The organism is Micromonospora psammae (genome assembly GCF_036902725.1).
Classification (GTDB): domain Bacteria; phylum Actinomycetota; class Actinomycetes; order Mycobacteriales; family Micromonosporaceae; genus Micromonospora.
In genome coordinates this window covers 38,081-54,114 of sequence record NZ_JBAKHM010000029.1, presented here as the reverse complement: position 1 = coordinate 54,114, position 16,034 = coordinate 38,081, and the positions used below count along the sequence as shown (strand labels likewise).

Here is a 16,034-nt window from a genome sequence, read left to right as displayed (position 1 = left end):
GTGGCGGCGCCGCCACGCCCTCTGGCCGTCAGCGTGCCCGGATGATCACCGGCCCACCGGCCCTTCCGCCCGGCTGTCGGCCAGGTAGCCGGCGAGGTCGGGCCGGTCCGGGGCCAGCACGTGCCGCACCCAGGCGACCCGCTCGTGCTCCAGCACCCCCAACTCCCAGACGCAGCCCACCTCGAGCCGGTCCAACGGCACGAAGTGCGTCGGGTCGTCGTCGGGGCAGTCCAGCGCCGGCTGGCCGGCGACCGCGATCCGGCAGCGCACGACGTTGTCCCAGAACCAGGTGTACGCCAGCAGGTAGGCACCGGTGTCGGCGCCCCGGTGCAGCACCACCCACCCGGCGGGCGGCGTGGTCGGGTCGGCCGGCGGCAGCAGGTCGGGCAGGACGGCGTACGCGGCCCGTTCCACCTCCGGCGTCAGCGGCACCTCCGGCTGGTCGATGTGGTAGCGCTTGAGCTGCCGGCCGGCGATTGTGGTCGGTCCGGGCACCCGCAGCGTCTTGTCTCGGAAAGCCATGCCGGGACGGTAGGAGCCCTCCCCTGACAACTACTGTCAGTGGAATGCGCGCCAGTCGGCTCCTCTCGGTCCTGCTGCTGCTCCAGACGCACGGCCGGATGACCGCCGCGCAGCTCGCCGAACGGCTGGAGGTCTCCACCCGCACCGTCTACCGGGACGTGGAGTCGCTGCACGCCGCCGGCATCCCGCTGTACGGCGAGGCCGGCCACGCCGGCGGCTACCGCCTGGTCGACGGCTGGCGAACCCGGCTGACCGGGCTGACCGGCGAGGAGGCCGAGCGGCTCTTCCTCGCCGGACTGCCCGGGCCGGCGGCCGAACTGGGGTACGGGGCGGTGGTGGCCGCGCTCCAGCTGAAGCTGGACGCCGCCCTCCCGCCGGTGCTGCGCGACCGCGCCGAGGCGGTGCGGCAACGGTTCCACCTGGACGCCCCGAACTGGTACTCCGACGGGGACGCCTCGCCGCACCTGGCGCCGGTGGCCGAGGCGGTGTGGCGGCAGCGGCGGCTGCGGGTGCGCTATCGCAGCTGGCAGGGCGAGCGGGTCCGGCAGTTGGCGCCGTACGGCCTGGTGCTCAAGGGGGGCCGGTGGTATCTGGTCGCCGACGGCGGGCGCGGGCCGGCCAGCTACCGGGTCAACCAGATTTTGGAACTCACCACCCTGCCGGAGACCTTCGCCCGACCGGCCGACTTCGACCTGGCCGCCTGGTGGCGCGCGTCCGTGCTCGACTTTCGCAACCGCCTGCACCAGGGCGAGGCGACCATCCGGCTCTCCCCGCGCGGCCGGGAACGGCTGCGCGAGGTCGGCAGCGAGCTGGTCGTCGCCGCGGCCGAGGCCAACGCCGGACCACCGGACGCCGACGGGTGGGTCACCACCGTGGTGCCGATCGAGTCGACCACCCACGCGCACGGCGACCTGCTTCGCCTGGGGGCACAGGTGGAGGTGCTGGCACCGGCGGAGCTACGGGAGATGCTGGCGGCGACGGGCGCCGACCTGGCGGCGCTGTACCGCCCGGCCACCGGCTGACCGGTGGTCACCCGGTCCGGTCAGGCCGTCTCGCCCGGGGCGAGATAACGGTAGGACTCGCCCAGGGTCTCGCCGAACCAGCCGTCGACGCTGGCCAGGCCCCGGTCGTTGAGCTGCGCGTCGTGGATCGGATGGACCCGGCGGGCGCCGACCGCCCGGGCGAAGCCGACCGCCTCGGTGAGCTTCAGCCAGAACGCCTGCGCCGGCAGCAGCAGCGTCCGCACCGGCCGGCCGGGCAGGTGCAACGAGTCGCCCGGGTGGTACAGCTCGTCGTTCACGACGTATCCCAGGTTGGCGCAGTCGGGCTGGCCGTCGTGGATGGCGGCGTGCCGGCCGCCGACGGCGGTCACCGCGAACCTGGCGGCGGTGAACCGCTCCCCCGCCCGGACCCGGGTCACCGGGAGCGCGGGCGACGCCGGCAGGTCGGCGCCGTCGGGGGCGAAGACCGGCACCCCGAGCCCGGCCAGCCGCAGCACGTCGAGGTGGTCGCTGTGCTCGTGGGTGATCAGGACGGCGTCGGCCCCGGCCAGGGCGTACGGCTCGCTCCAGGTGCCGGGATCATGACCAGCACCTGACCGTCGCGTTCGAGCCGTACGCAGGCGTGGGTCTACTTCGTGATCCGCACCGGCCGACCCTAGCGCCGCAGCCGCCGGCGGCGCTGCCCGCGCCGACCGGCCCTCAGCTGCTGCTCGGGCCGTCGTCCTCCGCCATGATCTGCTGGAACTCGGCGCGGGTGATCTCGCCCTGGCGCAGTCGGCGGGCGTTGGCCGCGAACTTGCCGATGGCCCTCCCGCGCGCCGACCTGCCCCCCGGGGTCAGCAGGCCGGACACCTCGCCGATTGCGGTGACCTCGTCGGCGACCTGACGGGCGTCGTCGAGGTCAGGCTCCTCGCTGTGCATCCGGCGCAGGGCGGTGGCCAGCCGCGCGTCGTCGTCGGGGTCGACACCCCAGTGGCGGGCCAGCTCAACGGTGCGGCCGAGCGTGTCCGCCCCCGGCTGCTCGGCGCGCAGGGCGGCGCGCATCATGCGGTGGAAGGTGACGGTCAGGGCGTCCGCGTCGTCGGCGATCATGACGGGCACCGTAGTGTCCCGGTGCGACAGTTCCGCCGACGGCGAGCCGCGCGGGCGGCATGATCGGGGCATGGGACGACGACCGGCGCGCGGGCACCGCCGGGTGCCGCACACCGCGGACGTGCGGATCGAGGCGTGGGCGCCGGACCGGGACGGCTGCCTGGCCGAGGCGGTCACCGCGTTGGTGGAGACGTTCGTCGACACCGCGGGCGCCAGCGCCGACGGGTCCATGACGTTCGACGTGCCACCCGGCCCCGACGAGGACCTGCTGGTCGCCGTCCTCGACGAATTGATCTTCCGGTTGGAGACCGAGGGCACGTTGCCGCTGAGCACCGCCGTCGAGCCCGGCGACGGCGCCGGCCCGCGGGTGCGCTGGCGCACCGTCGGCACCGACGCCGTCGACCTGGTCGGCGCGGTGCCCAAGGCCGTCTCCCTGCACGAGCTGCGCTTCAGCCGCACCGACGAGGGTTGGCGCGCGCTCGTCACGGTCGACGTCTGACGGGTCAGCCCTTCACCACGCCGATCGGGACCAGCCGGGCCACCGGCCGGCACAGCCCGGCCCCCACGGTCGCCTCGATCACCGCGGTGATGTCCTTGTACGCCGCCGGCATCTCCTCGGCCAGGCCACGTCGGGACGCCCCGCGCACCGCCACGTCGCGCGCCTCGATCTCGTGGCGCGGATCCTGGCCGTGCGCCGCCCGGACCGCCTGCCGGCGGCTCTGCACCCGGCCCGCCCCGTGACAGCTGGAGGCGAAGGCGGGCGCGCCGGGCACCCCGACCAGCACGTACGACGGGGTGCCCATCGAGCCGGGGATGAGCACCGGCTGACCGACCGGGCGCAGGTCGTCGGGGAGTTCGGCGTGCCCGGGCGGCAGCGCCCGGGTGGCGCCCTTGCGGTGCACGCAGAGCCGACGGTCGACCCCGTCCACCTCGTGCGTCTCGATCTTGGCCAGGTTGTGCGACACGTCGTAAACCAGGTCGAGGTCGCGGCCGGTGCGGTCGGCGAAGACCCGCCGGGCGGCGTGGGCGAGCACCTGCCGGTTGGCCCGGGCGTAGTTGGCCGCGGCCGCCATCGCCGCCAGGTAGGCCCGCCCCTCGGCCGACGACACCGGCGCGCAGGCCAGCTGCCGGTCGGGCACCTGGATGTGGTGCCGCGGCATGGACTTCTCCATGGCCCGGACGTGGTCGGTGCAGATCTGGTGCCCCAGCCCCCGGGAACCACAGTGGATCATGACGCAGACCTGCCCCGGCCGCAGCCCGAACGCGGCGGCCACCTCGTCGTCGTAGACCTCCTCGACGGCCTGCACCTCCAGGAAGTGGTTGCCGGAGCCGAGGCTGCCGACCTGCTGCTGCCCGCGTTGCACCGCCCGCTCGCTGACGTGCGCGGGGTCGGCGTCGTCGACCGCGCCGGTGTCCTCGCACCGGGTCAGGTCGCGCTCCACCCCGTGGCCGAGCTCCACCGCATAGCGGGAGCCGCCGCGCAGCACGGCGTCCAGCTCGGCCCGGCCGCTCAAATGCCACACCGCGCCCCGGCCCATCCCCCGGGGCGTGGACGCGCCGAGGCCGTCCATCACCGCGTCCAGCGTGCCGTCCAGCTCGTCGCGGTGCAGGTCGGCGGCGAGCAGCCGAACCCCGCAGGAGATGTCGAAGCCCACCCCACCGGGCGAGACCACCCCGCCGTGGTCCACGTCGGTGGCGGCCACCCCACCGATCGGGAAGCCGTAACCCCAGTGGATGTCGGGCATGGCGTACGAGGCGCCGACGATCCCCGGCAGCGTGGCAACGTTCGCCACCTGCTCCAACGACTTGTCCGCTCCGGCATCGGGCAGCAGCGACCGGGTTGCGAACACCACGCCGGGCACCCGCATCGGATCGTGCCGGTCGATCCGGAACCGGTACGGCGACTCCTCGACCAGTTCCACGCCCCGCGGCTACCCGTCGCGCCGCCCGTCACACCTGCCATGGTTGGTCCGGTCCGCGCCGGGTAGTGCCCCAGCATGCCGCAGCGCTACGAGAACTATCCGCAGATCGCCGTCGTCACCGGCGCGGACTCCGGGATCGGCCGGGCCTGCGCGGTGGCGCTGGCCGGGGCCGGCTTCGACATCGGCATCACCTGGTACGGCGACCCGGAGGGCGCGCAGGGCACCGCCGCGGAGGTGCGCGACCGGGCGCCGCTGCGAGGTCGCCGAGCTGGACCTGACCCGGCTGCCGGGGGCCGCCGCCGTGGTCGACGAGTTGGCCGACCGGCTCGGCGGGCTCGGGGTGCTGGTCAACAACGCCGGCGTGGGCGCATCGGCCCCGTTCGTGGACACCGCGTGGGAGCAGTGGCGCGAGGTGCTGGCGGTGGACCTGGACGGGCCGTTCCTCTGCTCCCAGCGGGCCGCCCGGCGGATGCGGGCCGCCGGAGCGGGTGGCCGGATCATCAACATCACCAGCGTGCACGAGCACGCGCCCCGGGTCGGCTCGGCCGCGTACTGCGCGGCGAAGGGTGGGCTGGGGCTGCTGACCCGGGTGATGGCCCAGGAGCTGGCCGCCGACGGCATCACCGTCAACGCGGTCGCCCCCGGCGAGATCACCACCCCGATGACCGGCCAGGAGGACGTCGACCCGTTCACCGAGGAGCGCCCGGGCGTACCGGTGGGGCGGCCCGGCGACGCGCGGGAGGTCGCCGCGGTGGTGGCGCTGCTCGCCTCCCCCGCCGCCGCGTACGTGACCGGGGCGTCCTGGCCGGTCGACGGCGGCATGCTGCTGATGGGGCCGCAGGCGGCGGCGCTCACGTCGAACGACTGGCGGTCGGTCTGACCCGGCCGGTCGGCGGCGCGGGTCGGCGGTAACACGGCGGCAACGTGTTGGTCGAGGCCGCGACCTTTGCGAAGGCGGGGTCGGTGGGCACGCGCCAACCGCGCAGGTTGTCACACCCGATGCCTTCGGGACGACGGGTGCTGCAACAAGTGGTGACGCTTCGCGTTCACACCGTCCACCTAGGGTTCTCGACGGCCCGGCCACACGACGACCGGGCCGTCCACCGGCCCCCATCCGGGGCCCCGCAACCGGGAGGACACCACGATGCCCTTCACCCGACGCGCCGCCGCCCTCACCGCGGCCGCCGCCCTCACCGCCGCCGGCCTCGCCACCGAGGCGACCCTGCTGCCCCGCACCGCCGAGGCCGCGCCCCGGTCGGGCGCGCAGACCCCCTCTGTGCTGGTCCTGCGCACCGACGGACCGGCCACCGCGGCCCACCGCACGGCGGTGCTGATCTGCGACCCCGTCGGCGGCACCCACCCCGACGCCGCCACCGCCTGCCGCACCGTGGCCCTCGTCGACGGCGACCTCACCGCCCTCGCCGTCGACGAGGGCCCCTGCACCCTCGAGTACGCCCCGGTCACGGTCCACGCCTGGGGGTTCTGGCAGGACCGGCCCGTGGCCTGGTCGGAGACGTACGACAACCGGTGCCGGCTGCTGCGCGACACCGGGACGTTGTTCGCCTTCTGACCCGGCTGCGCGCGGCGCCCGTACCTGGGGGTACGGGCGCCGCGCCCGGTCACGTCAGGCCCGCCGGCGGGCGGGGACAATGGTTTCACCAGCCCGCGCTCCGGCGGGCGCGGAGAACACCGGGAGAACGGTCAGCGTGTCGGAAACACCCCGAGTCGACGCGGAGCTGCGCGCCGACTGCGCCCGCTGCGTCGGGTTGTGCTGCGTCGCGCCGGCCTTCACCGCCTCGGCGGACTTCGCGCTGGACAAGCCGGCCGGTCAGCCCTGCCCGAACCTGCGCCCGGACTCCCGCTGCGGCGTCCACGACCAGCTCCGCGAACGCGGCTTCCCCGGCTGCACGGTCTTCGACTGCTTCGGCGCCGGCCAGCGGGTCACCCAGGTCACCTTCCCCGGCCGGAACTGGCGCGACGACCCGGCCACCGCGGCGGCCATGTTCGCCGCGTTCACCGTCGCCCGGCCGCTGCACGAGCTGCTCTGGTACCTCACCGAAGCGGTGGCCCTCACCCCGCCCGGGGCGCTGCGCGACGAGCTGCGCGCCGCCGTGGCCGAGACCCGCCGCCTGGTCGGGGCCGGCCCCGACGAGCTGCGCGCCGTCGACGTCGACGGCTACCGCAACCGGGTCAACCCACTGCTGTCACGGGCCGGCGACCGGGCCCGGGCCGGGACCGGCGGGGTCGACCGGCGCGGAGCGATGCTGCTCGGCGCCGACCTGCGCGCCGCCCGCCTGGTGGGCGCGAACCTGCGCGGCGCGTGCCTGGTCGGCGCGGACCTGCGCGGAGTGGACCTGCGGCTGGCCGACGTCACCGGGGCGGACCTGCGCGGCGCCGACCTGCGCGGCGCCGACCTGTCCGGCACCCTCTTCCTGCACCAGTCGCAGCTCGACGCGGCCCGCGGCGACCAGCGCACCGGGCTGCCGACGGCGCTGCGCCGGCCCGGGCACTGGTCGGGGCTCACCCTCACCCCCGTGCGACAGTCCCGCGCGCCACGCGGTGACCGGCGGGCCGCCGCCGGAGCCCGGCGGGGACGCGGTCCCCGCCGCTGACCACACCCCCGGCGGGTTTGCCGACCGGCGTGGCGGGCAGGTAGGTCGGCATGAGGGATAGGCGACGCACCGACCTGGCCAGCACCGACGAGCCGGACGGCGTGCCGGCGTACGGGGCGTCGTTGCGCCCGCCGGGTGAAACGCTGCACAGCACCGACGACACCGGCGACGACTTCGCCGACCTGCCCGCCGAGGAGCACCTGCCGGCGCGGGCGACCAGTCGCGCCGGCTACGACGTGGACGAGTTCTCCGGCGCGGTCGACCCGGCGCAGGAGGAGGCCGACCACCCGTCCCGGGAGGTGTAGCAGCCGCCGCTGGTCAGCGGGCCGCGCCGACCGCCGACCGCGCCTCGGTCATCCCCCGGTTGGCCAGGGCGTCGGCCCGCTCGTTCTCCGGGTGGCCGTTGTGCCCCTTCACCCAGTGCCAGCTCACCTCGTGCCGGGCGCAGGCCGCCTCCAGCCGCTGCCACAGGTCGGCGTTCTTCACCGGCTGCTTCGCCGCCGTACGCCAGCCGTTGCGCTTCCACGAGGCCAGCCAACTGGTGATGCCGTTGCGCACGTACGTGCTGTCGGTGTGCAGCCGGACGGTGACGGGCCGGGTCAGCGTCTCCAACGCCTCGATGGCGGCGGTCAGCTCCATCCGGTTGTTGGTGGTGGGGGTGGCCTCCCCGCCGCAGATCTCCCGCTCGTGGCCGCCGTAGCGCAGCACCGCGCCCCAGCCGCCCGGGCCCGGGTTGCCGCTGCACGCCCCGTCGGTCCAGATCTCCACGACCCTGCCGGTCGCCCCGTCCACCATGCCGCAGAACCTACCGCCCACCGCCGCGACCGCGACGGCGCGGCCCACCGGGGGGATCACCTCACCAGGCGCCGCCGTGGTCCCGTTCGCAGTCGACGTAGATCTCGAGCACGTCCACCGCGCCGGCGTACCAGTCCTGCGCCTGCTCGGCCGAGAGCTGCGTGACCCGGCCCAGGCTCCCCCCGTGGCGCAGCCGTTTCACCACCAGCCGGCAGGCGCCGGTGTCCGTGGCGCGGCCCTCCCCCTCGGCCAGGTGGTCCCAGAACCGGTCCGGCGCCCGGTAGATCGGTCCGAAGGTGAGCCCGGGCCCGGAGAAGACCGCTGCCGGGTCGGCACCGGCGGGACCGACGTACGACCGGAGCAGGTTGCAGCCGCAGGTGCCGTCACTCCAGTCGGAACCGGGGAGCCGCTGGTAGCCCTCGCCGACGGTCAACCGGTCCGCGTACGCGAGGGCGTGCGCGTTGTCGGGCCGCCACCACAGCACCACCCCACCGACCGCGAGTGCCCCGCAACAGAGCAGCGCGACGACGACCCCACCCACGACCGCGCCGATGACCCAGGTCCGCCGCATGCCCGCCCCCCGATCTGTCCGCCGCGTCCGAGGAGGAAGCTACCCCCGAAGATCCCCCGGCGCGGGCCGCAGGCGGGCGCGCAGCCGGCCGGCGGCGTCACCGAGGACCGCCGAGGTCATCGACAGCAGCGGGCTGGACCGCATCACCGCCAGATCCTCCGCCGGGGAGGTGGCGCCGTCGAGGAACCGCAGCACCCGCTCGGCGGGGTTGCGGTCGAAGAGCCGGTCGAAGAACTCCGGGCCGCCGACCGCGCCGCGGTCCAGCGCCCGCAGCGCCACCGCGTCCATCCACAGGTGACGACGGGGGTACGCCGGCCGGGGCACCGGCGCCCGGCCGGCGGCCAGCGCCCGTGCCACCTCGTCGGCCTGCCGGTGCATCGCGGCGAAGGTGAAGCCGGTGGAGGGCCGGGTGGCGCCGCCGGCGGTGCCGAGGCGTACCACCCGGGGCGACGGCCGCCCGTCGAACGGGGCGTCGGTCATCGGGATCACCCCGTTCTCCACCTCCCGCACGGTGAGCGCGGCGAGGTCCAGGCCGAGCAGGTCGGCGTAGCCGCGCAGCCCGGCGTCGTACCCGGCGTCGCCGAGCAGCTCCGGGGAGAATTCGGTGTACTCGACCAGGGCGTACCGGTCGCTGACCGGCAGCACGTAGCCGAAGGAGACGCCCCGGGCCGGCTGCGGGGTGCGGAAGTCCATCAGCACCGCCCGGCCCGGGTCGAACACCGGCGTGGCCGACTCCAGCCACCAGCCGCGGAAGTGCTGCAACCAGCTGGTCCGCCCCGGCCGGCGGGGCGGTCGCGGCCGGGAGTCGAGGACCCAGCCGGCCCGCAGCAGCGTACGCCCGTCGTCGTCCCGGACGGTCACCGTGGCCCCGTCGTCGTCGAGCGCGCCGACCGGCGCGTCGATCCGGGTCACGCCGAGCCGCCGCTCCGCCTCGGCGGCCCGCTCGTAGACCGGGGCCGAGCGCACCATCGCGTAGCGCAGCGGCGCCAGGTCCAGCAGCCGCCGCCCCGCCGAGGTGGTCACCTCCACCCGCTGCCAGCTGGCGCTGAGCATCGGGTCCAGGTCGGCGTCGGGGCGGCCCCAGAACGCCCAGGTGCGGTCCTGGCCGCGCTTGCGCACCGGGTCGACGACGGCGATCCGCAGGCCCCGCACGTCGTGCCGGTCGAGCGCGGCGAGCAGCAGCGAACCCGCGCCGCCGCCCCCGACCAGGACGAGGTCGACTTCGTTCACCGGCCCACGCTGTCACACCCGGCCCGCTACCCGGCGGGGGGCCCACGGCGCGGCCGACCGACCGGTACGGTGCCGATGATCACGAATACCCGACGGAGGGCCCATGAGCACCCGGCACGCCAACGCCCTCACCGCCCGTTGGGCCGCCCATCTGGAGGACCGGCAGACGGTCCTATCGGGCGCCGGGGCGTACCCCCTGCTGGCCCGGCTCGCCCGGTACGCGGCCGGGCCCGCCCGCGACGAACTGCTGGCCGTCGCCCCCGATCCCACCCCGTACGACCTGGCCGACTCCCCCGGCACCCGACTCGCGGTGGGCTTCTGGTCCCAACGCGGCCTGCCCCTGAGCCGACGGTGGCGGGACGAGATCCCGGCGTCGATGCGCGGGGAGCTGACCGGCGACCCGGTGGTGGATCAGCCCGTGCTGGACCGCTGGGCCCACGAAGAGACCGCCGGCATGATCGGGCGGATGCCGGTCACCGCCGGGCCCGGCACGGCGATGGTGCTGGCCAGCGCCCTGTCGGTGCTCGTCGACTGGGCGGGTCCGTTCACCCGCGGGTGGTGCGCGCCGACGGACGGGCCGTGGCGGGGGCGTGACCTGGTGGGCCTGCACCGGGTCACCGCCGACCTGGGGGCGTTGCGGGTGGCCGACACGCCGGCCGGCCCGCTGAGCCTGCTGACCGTCGCCGGGGACGCCGACGTCGACGTGGTGCTGGCCCTCGGCCAGCCGCGGCGCCCGGCGTCGGCGGTGCTGCCGGCCGCGATCGGCGCCCTCGCCGGCGGCCCGACGCTGCCGCAGGGCAGCGGGCCGGGTGTCACCGAGGAGCTGGTCCAGGCCTTCGACGACCGGCCCGAGCTGCTGGTCAACACCGTCGCGTTTACCGTCGACGCCGACCACGACCTGCTGCAGCGGGCCGAGCTGTTCGGCCTCGCCGCCGCCAGCGACGCCGACGGCGACCACTTCCCCGGCATCTGCCCCCTGCTCTCCGTCTCCCAGGCGCGGCAGAGCACGAAGGCGGAGTTCAGCGACACCGGATTCCGGGCCGCCGCGGTCACCGCGCTCGGCTTCCTGGTCGGCTCCGCGCCGCCACCGGCCACCGTGCGCAAGCGGCGGGTCCGCCTCGACGTCGACCGCCCGTTCGGGTTCCTCGCCGTGCACCGCCGCACCGGGCTGGTGCTCGTCGCCGGCTGGGTCACCGACCCGACCCGGAGCTGACCGGCGTCCCTCACGTCGGGCCGCCCGGCCCGCCGCGTAGGTTCTTGAGCAGAGCGACGGAACGGAAGGCGGGCATCATGGCGGACACGACGCGGGCACCACTGCGGGTCGGGCTGCTCGGATACGGCATCGCCGGGCGGGTGTTCCACGCCCCGCTGATCGCCGCGACCCCCGGACTGCGGCTGCACGCCATCGTCACGGCCAGCCCCGAACGGCGGGAGCAGGCCCGGCACGAGCACCCGGACGCCCGCCTCGTCGACGACGCCGACCTGCTGTGGCGCTCCGCCGACGCGCTGGACCTGGTCGTGGTGGCCACCCCGAACAGCCAGCACGTGCCGATGGCCCGGGCGGCGATCGCCGCCGGCCTGCCCGTGGTCGTGGACAAGCCGCTCGCGCCGACCGCCGCGCAGGGCCGGGAACTGGTCGACGAGGCGGAACGGCGGGGCGTGCCGTTGACGGTGTTCCAGAACCGCCGCTGGGACGGCGACTTCCTGACCGCCCGCCGCCTGGTCCAACAGGGCGCGCTGGGCCGGGTGACCCGCTTCGAGTCCCGCTTCGAGCGCTGGCGGCCGGCGATCAAGCCGGGCTGGCGGGAGCTCGGGGCCCCGCAGGAGGCCGGCGGCGTCCTCTGGGATCTCGGCGCCCACCTGGTCGACCAGGCGGTGCAGCTGTTCGGGCCGGTCCGATCGGTGTACGCCGAGGTGGACCGGCGACGGCCGGGCGCACAGGTCGACGACGACGCGTTCGTGGCGCTCACCCACACCGGCGGGGTCCGCTCCCACCTGTGGATGAGCGCCGTCGCCGCGCAGCTCGGACCGCGCCTGCGGATCCTCGGCGACCGCGCCGCGTACACCACCTACGGCCTCGACGTGCAGGAGGAGGCGCTGCGCGACGGCGGCCGACCGGACCGGCCGGGCTGGGGCGAGGTCACCCCCGACCGGTACGGCCAGCTCGGCGTCGACGGCGAGCTGCGCCCGGTGCCCACCGCACCCGGCCGCTACCAGGACTTCTACGCCGAGGTGGCGACGGCGCTGCGGGACGGCACGCCACTGCCGGTCGACCCGCGCGACTCCGTGGACACCGTGGCGCTGATCGAGCTGGCGCACCGGTCCGCCGCCCGGGGCGAGGTCCTACCGGTCACGTCCGCCTGAATTGCCGTTGAGCGGCGGCGGGGGCGTGTGCGACGGTCTGCCGGTGACCGACTACCGCACCCTCAACCGCGCCAACTGGGACGAGCGGGCACCCGCCCACGCCGCCTCCCCCGACTACGCGGTGGACCGGTTCGCCGCCGACCCCGCGTACCTCAGCGACGTGGTCCGCTTCGACCTGCCGCGCCTGGGCGACGTCGCCGGGCTGCGCGGGGTGCACCTGCAGTGCCACATCGGCACCGACACCGTCTCGCTGCACCGGCTCGGCGCGCGGATGACCGGGCTGGACTTCTCGCCGGCGTCCCTCGCGCAGGCCCGCGCCCTGGCCGACCGGGCCGGCGCCGCCGTCGACTTCGTCGAGTCCGACGTGTACGACGCGCCCGACGTGCTGCCGGCCGGCGGCTTCGACCTGGTCTACACCGGGGTCGGCGCGCTGTGCTGGCTGCCGGACATCCGCCGCTGGGCTCGGGTGGTCGCCGCCCTGCTGCGCCCCGGTGGCCGGCTGTTCCTGCGGGAGGGGCACCCGATGCTCTGGGCGCTCGACGAGACCCACCCGGACGGGCTGCTGACGGTGGAACACTCCTACTTCGAGCGGCCCGAACCGCTGGTCTGGCAGGAGGACGGCACGTACGTCAGCACCGACGCGACGTTCCAGCACAACACCACCCACGAGTGGAACCACGGCCTCGGCGAGGTGGTGACCGCGTTGATCGAGGCCGGCCTCGACCTGACGATGCTCCAGGAGCACGACTCCGCCCCGTGGGACGCGCTGCCGGGTCGGCAGGTTCGCGACGCCGACGGCGAGTGGCGGCTGACCGACCGGCCCTGGCGGCTCGCGCAGACGTACACCCTCCAGGCCCGCAAACGGTGACACCACCGGTGGGCGTCCCGTCCCGGCCACGCCCCGCCGGTTCCGCCTAAGCGTCGCTCAGTAGACGTACCGGTCGCGGTCGAGCGCGTCGCGCCGTGCGGGGCCGGCAAATGTTCCCGCACCTTCGTGGTCAGCCTGTCCCCTTGACCCACGTCACCACCCCTTGGGCATCCTAGGAGGCTAGCCATTCAGGGGTCGTCCGCCGACCGGTGCGCGTATCCGCAGCCCAAGGCGGTGAGATCGATCTCGCAGACGCGCCAGTCCATCAGGGCGTGATCGGCGGGGTGCGGGTATCGGGGCCGTGGGCAGGTCTGGGTCGACGGCTGTCACCTCGCCCACCTCGTCGATACCGCTAACCCCGTGGGTGAGCCCTGGATGACCGCAAGGTGTTCTGCGGGATCCTGTTCGTGGTCACACCGCCATCCCCATGGGAGTACCTGCCGCAGGCACTCGGCTTCGGCTCGGGAATGACGTGCTGGCAGAGGGCCGCCGCCTACCCATCCGCGACGAGATCCACGAAACTTTCCTCACCCTCACCGGGGCCGTCATGTGCTGGCGCCGGCTCCAACGCTCAAAGAGTTTGTCGCACTCGCCGCGACGACCGGAAGTTGAGAATTCTTTTTTAAGTTTTTGCCATCGATGCAGCGTCGAAAACAGTCGATAACGACGGACCGAAACCGTCATTATCGCTGGCCAGGCCTGGAGAGCTGACTCGATAATTCATCGGTGAGTGCAGAAATGAGAACTTGACGCCATGGTTCAGCCGACCGTAGACTCATGAAGGTCATCACAGCAACGAATCGGCACGGAACGTCCACCGGGATTGAGAAACCGAGCGCCTTTCGTTGAGACGCAACACTCCGCAGCGTGGTATGCGCCATCTGCGCTACTCCACCCCCGGCACCCCGTGCCGTGCGGAATCCTCTTTACCGTGTTTCAGGGAAGTAGGCGTCATCCGACGCATCCGTACCAGCATCCAGTCCCTGATCGGCATCACCGTCGTGGCCGGGGGCGTAGTCATTTTCGCTCCCGCGGCGTCGGCCATCAGCATTCCCGTGGCGTGCAGCCAGGGCGCTCTCGTCGCGGCGGTCACCCAGGCCAACTCCACCGCGACCGGCGACACCCTGGTTCTCGCCTCGGGCTGCACCTACCAAATGACCCTCCCGTACGGGGGGCTGAGCAACGCGCTGCCGATCATCACCACTCCTATCGAGATGATCGGCCCGGCAACGATCACGCGCTCTTCGCTGCTGCCCTTCCGGATCGCGGAGGTCAGCGTCACCGGCAATCTCACCCTCACCACCGAGGTCACGTTCTCCAATGGCAGTGTCGTCGGTAGCGGCGGCGGCATCCTGAACCGCGGTGCGGTCACTTTGACCAAAAGCAGCCTGCGCGGCAACACGGCCACACTCAACGGTGGTGGCCTGGCCAACGTCGACACCGGCACCGGCACAGCGCCGGCCGCAACGTTCACCCGAAGCCCGGTCGTCAACAATACCGCCGGGCTGAATGGTGGCGGCATCTACAACGGTCGCAGAGGCACCCTGACTACCAGCGGCGTCTCCGGCAGCCCGATGCTCATCACCGGAAACAGCTCAACGCTCGGCGGCGGTGGAATCGCCGCGCTCAATTCCACCGCGACCACGCTGACCCAGACTGCGGTCACGGTCAACCACGAGCTCCTGACCGCCGGTGGCGTGTATCGCCAAGGCGGCACCATGACCACAACGAACTCCCCGATCAGCGCCAACACGCCGAACAATTGCGTGGGCAGCGCGCCGGCGGTACCCAACTGCACGGGCTGATCACCTGGAATAAACACTCTGGGCACACCGAGTCGGTGAGGCCGCGTGATCGCGAATAGTGATGCGTCGCTTCCCGCTCAGATCAGCAAGGCTGTGCCCGCTGACTCATCGGAGCCAGCGGGCACAGCCTCTGTCTGGGAGGTGGGGCGTCCCGAGCTCACTGGGGTGACGACGCCGCCGGCGGTCAGAGCGCGCCGCCGCCGTGCCGCGCTGCGCCGTCGGCCCCCGCCCCGCGCGAGGTCAGAGCTCCCGGCGGCAGGCCGGTCCTGAGTAAGCCGCCCCGGAACAGGGGCCGGGAGCGGACGTTTCGCCGCCTCCGCACCGCACGGAAATCCGCGCGACATCCACGCAGTCGTCTGATGAAGCCTGATACCGCAGGGGCATCAATATGACCCAGCGGTATCCACGCTCGTTGGTTGTCCGGTACCGCCACCACCACGGCGGGTGGCGACCTACCGACAACCTTTCCGAGAGCGGGACGTTGCCCCCGGACGGCCCGGGCTCGGAGGAAGGGGACGCCCGGTACATGGCCGGACCCGCCATCGGGCAGTGTGGGCGGTCCTGTGCGGGCATATCCGCACCTCCCCGGCGGGAGGGAAAACACGTGACGGCAACGAAGATTTCTCATTTACACCGGACCGAGGTGCCATCCCTCCTAGTGTTGGCCACACCGGTGCTAGTCACGGAGTTGGCCACCCGAACGACGTCCCACGCAGACAGCGGACGAAAAGTGAGGGAAGACGGATGAAGGCACAGTCAGTTCTCGTATCGACGGCGATCGGCGTGGGACTCGGCACGCTTCTGCTCCCGGCCGCCGCACTGGCGCAGACCACCGTGTCGCCGGCCACCACGCCGGTCGGGGGGACGGTCGTGCTGACCACGACCACCTGCAACCCCAGGACCGGCGACGCGATCTTCCGCGTCACCGGGCCAAACCGGGACCAGAACGTCCGCTCCACCACGGCCCGGGCCGGTGGTGGGCTGAGCGCGGAACTCTTCACCGCCGGCTTCACACTCGGCACCTACACCGTCACCACCACCTGCGGTGACGGCACCCCCGGCGGCACCGCCACCTTCACCGTCACCCCGATCGGCGCGGCGCCCGCCGGTGGCGGTGGCGACGGCGACCCGACCGGCCTGCTGGCCGCGGGCGGAGTGCTCGCCGGCGCGGCCGCGCTCGGAGCGACCGTGCTGATCCGCCGCCGGCGTCGGGCGGCGGCCACCGTCGCCTGACCACTGACCCACACACCAT

Annotated in this window: 18 protein-coding genes and 1 pseudogene; 12 read left to right on the top strand and 7 right to left on the bottom strand. The window is 73.9% G+C overall.

Annotated elements, in window-relative coordinates:
• Positions 1-45: 45 nt before the first annotated feature.
• Positions 46-522, bottom strand: a complete 477-nt coding sequence (locus V6U79_RS26220; protein WP_334616194.1) for a hypothetical protein — start codon at positions 520-522, stop codon at positions 46-48.
• Between the two features lie 44 nt (positions 523-566).
• Between V6U79_RS26220 and V6U79_RS26215 the strand changes: the two genes are divergently transcribed.
• A complete protein-coding gene (locus V6U79_RS26215; protein ID WP_334616193.1) occupies positions 567-1,544 on the top strand; it encodes a helix-turn-helix transcriptional regulator in 978 nt (325 codons plus the stop codon).
• 20 nt (positions 1,545-1,564) lie between these two features.
• Here the strand turns inward: V6U79_RS26215 and V6U79_RS26210 are convergent, their stop codons facing one another.
• Together V6U79_RS26210 and V6U79_RS26205 are read right to left on the bottom strand one after the other, a co-directional pair.
• Positions 1,565-2,050 (bottom strand): MBL fold metallo-hydrolase, encoded by a 486-nt coding sequence (locus tag V6U79_RS26210; RefSeq protein WP_334616213.1) that lies wholly within the window; start codon positions 2,048-2,050, stop codon positions 1,565-1,567.
• Between the two features lie 172 nt (positions 2,051-2,222).
• Complete coding sequence (locus V6U79_RS26205; protein WP_334616192.1) at positions 2,223-2,615, bottom strand: hypothetical protein; 393 nt, start codon at positions 2,613-2,615, stop codon at positions 2,223-2,225.
• A gap of 70 nt (positions 2,616-2,685) precedes the next feature.
• Between V6U79_RS26205 and V6U79_RS26200 the strand changes: the two genes are divergently transcribed.
• The gene (locus V6U79_RS26200; protein WP_334616191.1) at positions 2,686-3,114 is read left to right on the top strand and encodes an archease; all 429 of its coding nucleotides are present in this window, start codon (positions 2,686-2,688) and stop codon (positions 3,112-3,114) included.
• A 4-nt stretch (positions 3,115-3,118) separates the two neighbouring features.
• Here V6U79_RS26200 and V6U79_RS26195 read toward each other — a convergent pair whose 3' ends face one another.
• Positions 3,119-4,537: an RtcB family protein gene (locus V6U79_RS26195; RefSeq protein WP_334616190.1), complete on the bottom strand. Its 1,419-nt coding sequence runs from the start codon at positions 4,535-4,537 to the stop codon at positions 3,119-3,121.
• Between V6U79_RS26195 and V6U79_RS26190 the strand changes: the two genes are divergently transcribed.
• The 4 genes from V6U79_RS26190 to V6U79_RS26175 all read left to right on the top strand — a co-directional run bounded on the left by V6U79_RS26190 (position 4,422) and on the right by V6U79_RS26175 (position 7,454).
• A complete protein-coding gene (locus tag V6U79_RS26190; RefSeq protein ID WP_334616188.1) occupies positions 4,422-5,417 on the top strand; it encodes an SDR family oxidoreductase in 996 nt (331 codons plus the stop codon). The genes V6U79_RS26195 and V6U79_RS26190 overlap by 116 nt on opposite strands.
• A gap of 264 nt (positions 5,418-5,681) precedes the next feature.
• Positions 5,682-6,107 carry an SSI family serine proteinase inhibitor gene (locus V6U79_RS26185; RefSeq protein ID WP_334616187.1) on the top strand — a complete coding sequence of 142 codons (426 nt, stop codon included), beginning with the start codon at positions 5,682-5,684 and terminating at the stop codon, positions 6,105-6,107.
• 79 nt (positions 6,108-6,186) lie between these two features.
• Positions 6,187-7,149, top strand: coding sequence for a pentapeptide repeat-containing protein (locus V6U79_RS26180; RefSeq protein ID WP_334616186.1), 963 nt, complete (start codon positions 6,187-6,189; stop codon positions 7,147-7,149).
• Between the two features lie 50 nt (positions 7,150-7,199).
• Positions 7,200-7,454 carry a hypothetical protein gene (locus V6U79_RS26175; RefSeq protein WP_334520516.1) on the top strand — a complete coding sequence of 85 codons (255 nt, stop codon included), beginning with the start codon at positions 7,200-7,202 and terminating at the stop codon, positions 7,452-7,454.
• 13 nt (positions 7,455-7,467) lie between these two features.
• On the opposite strand, the gene rnhA is transcribed toward V6U79_RS26175, so the two are convergent.
• The 3 genes from rnhA to V6U79_RS26160 form a co-directional block, all read right to left on the bottom strand.
• A complete protein-coding gene (gene rnhA / locus V6U79_RS26170) occupies positions 7,468-7,944 on the bottom strand; it encodes a ribonuclease HI (protein ID WP_334520604.1) in 477 nt (158 codons plus the stop codon).
• A gap of 61 nt (positions 7,945-8,005) precedes the next feature.
• Complete coding sequence (locus V6U79_RS26165; protein WP_334616185.1) at positions 8,006-8,515, bottom strand: hypothetical protein; 510 nt, start codon at positions 8,513-8,515, stop codon at positions 8,006-8,008.
• 39 nt (positions 8,516-8,554) lie between these two features.
• Complete coding sequence (locus V6U79_RS26160) at positions 8,555-9,745, bottom strand: lycopene cyclase family protein (RefSeq protein WP_334616184.1); 1,191 nt, start codon at positions 9,743-9,745, stop codon at positions 8,555-8,557.
• Positions 9,746-9,848: 103 nt separating this feature from the next.
• Here V6U79_RS26160 and V6U79_RS26155 point away from each other — a divergent pair, with 103 nt between their 5' ends.
• From V6U79_RS26155 to V6U79_RS26130, 6 genes and pseudogenes are all read left to right on the top strand, one after another.
• Positions 9,849-10,958: a serpin family protein gene (locus V6U79_RS26155; RefSeq protein ID WP_334616183.1), complete on the top strand. Its 1,110-nt coding sequence runs from the start codon at positions 9,849-9,851 to the stop codon at positions 10,956-10,958.
• Positions 10,959-11,035: 77 nt separating this feature from the next.
• Positions 11,036-12,109, top strand: coding sequence for a Gfo/Idh/MocA family protein (locus V6U79_RS26150; RefSeq protein ID WP_334520527.1), 1,074 nt, complete (start codon positions 11,036-11,038; stop codon positions 12,107-12,109).
• 43 nt (positions 12,110-12,152) lie between these two features.
• Positions 12,153-12,977, top strand: a complete 825-nt coding sequence (locus V6U79_RS26145) for a class I SAM-dependent methyltransferase (RefSeq protein WP_334616182.1) — start codon at positions 12,153-12,155, stop codon at positions 12,975-12,977.
• A gap of 371 nt (positions 12,978-13,348) precedes the next feature.
• A pseudogene (locus V6U79_RS26140) lies at positions 13,349-13,462 on the top strand (IS5/IS1182 family transposase); the annotation flags it as partial.
• Between the two features lie 387 nt (positions 13,463-13,849).
• Entirely contained in the window at positions 13,850-14,782 is a 933-nt protein-coding gene (locus V6U79_RS26135; RefSeq protein ID WP_334616181.1) for a hypothetical protein, read from the top strand.
• A 744-nt stretch (positions 14,783-15,526) separates the two neighbouring features.
• Positions 15,527-16,015 carry a hypothetical protein gene (locus V6U79_RS26130; RefSeq protein WP_334520536.1) on the top strand — a complete coding sequence of 163 codons (489 nt, stop codon included), beginning with the start codon at positions 15,527-15,529 and terminating at the stop codon, positions 16,013-16,015.
• Positions 16,016-16,034 lie beyond the last annotated feature (19 nt).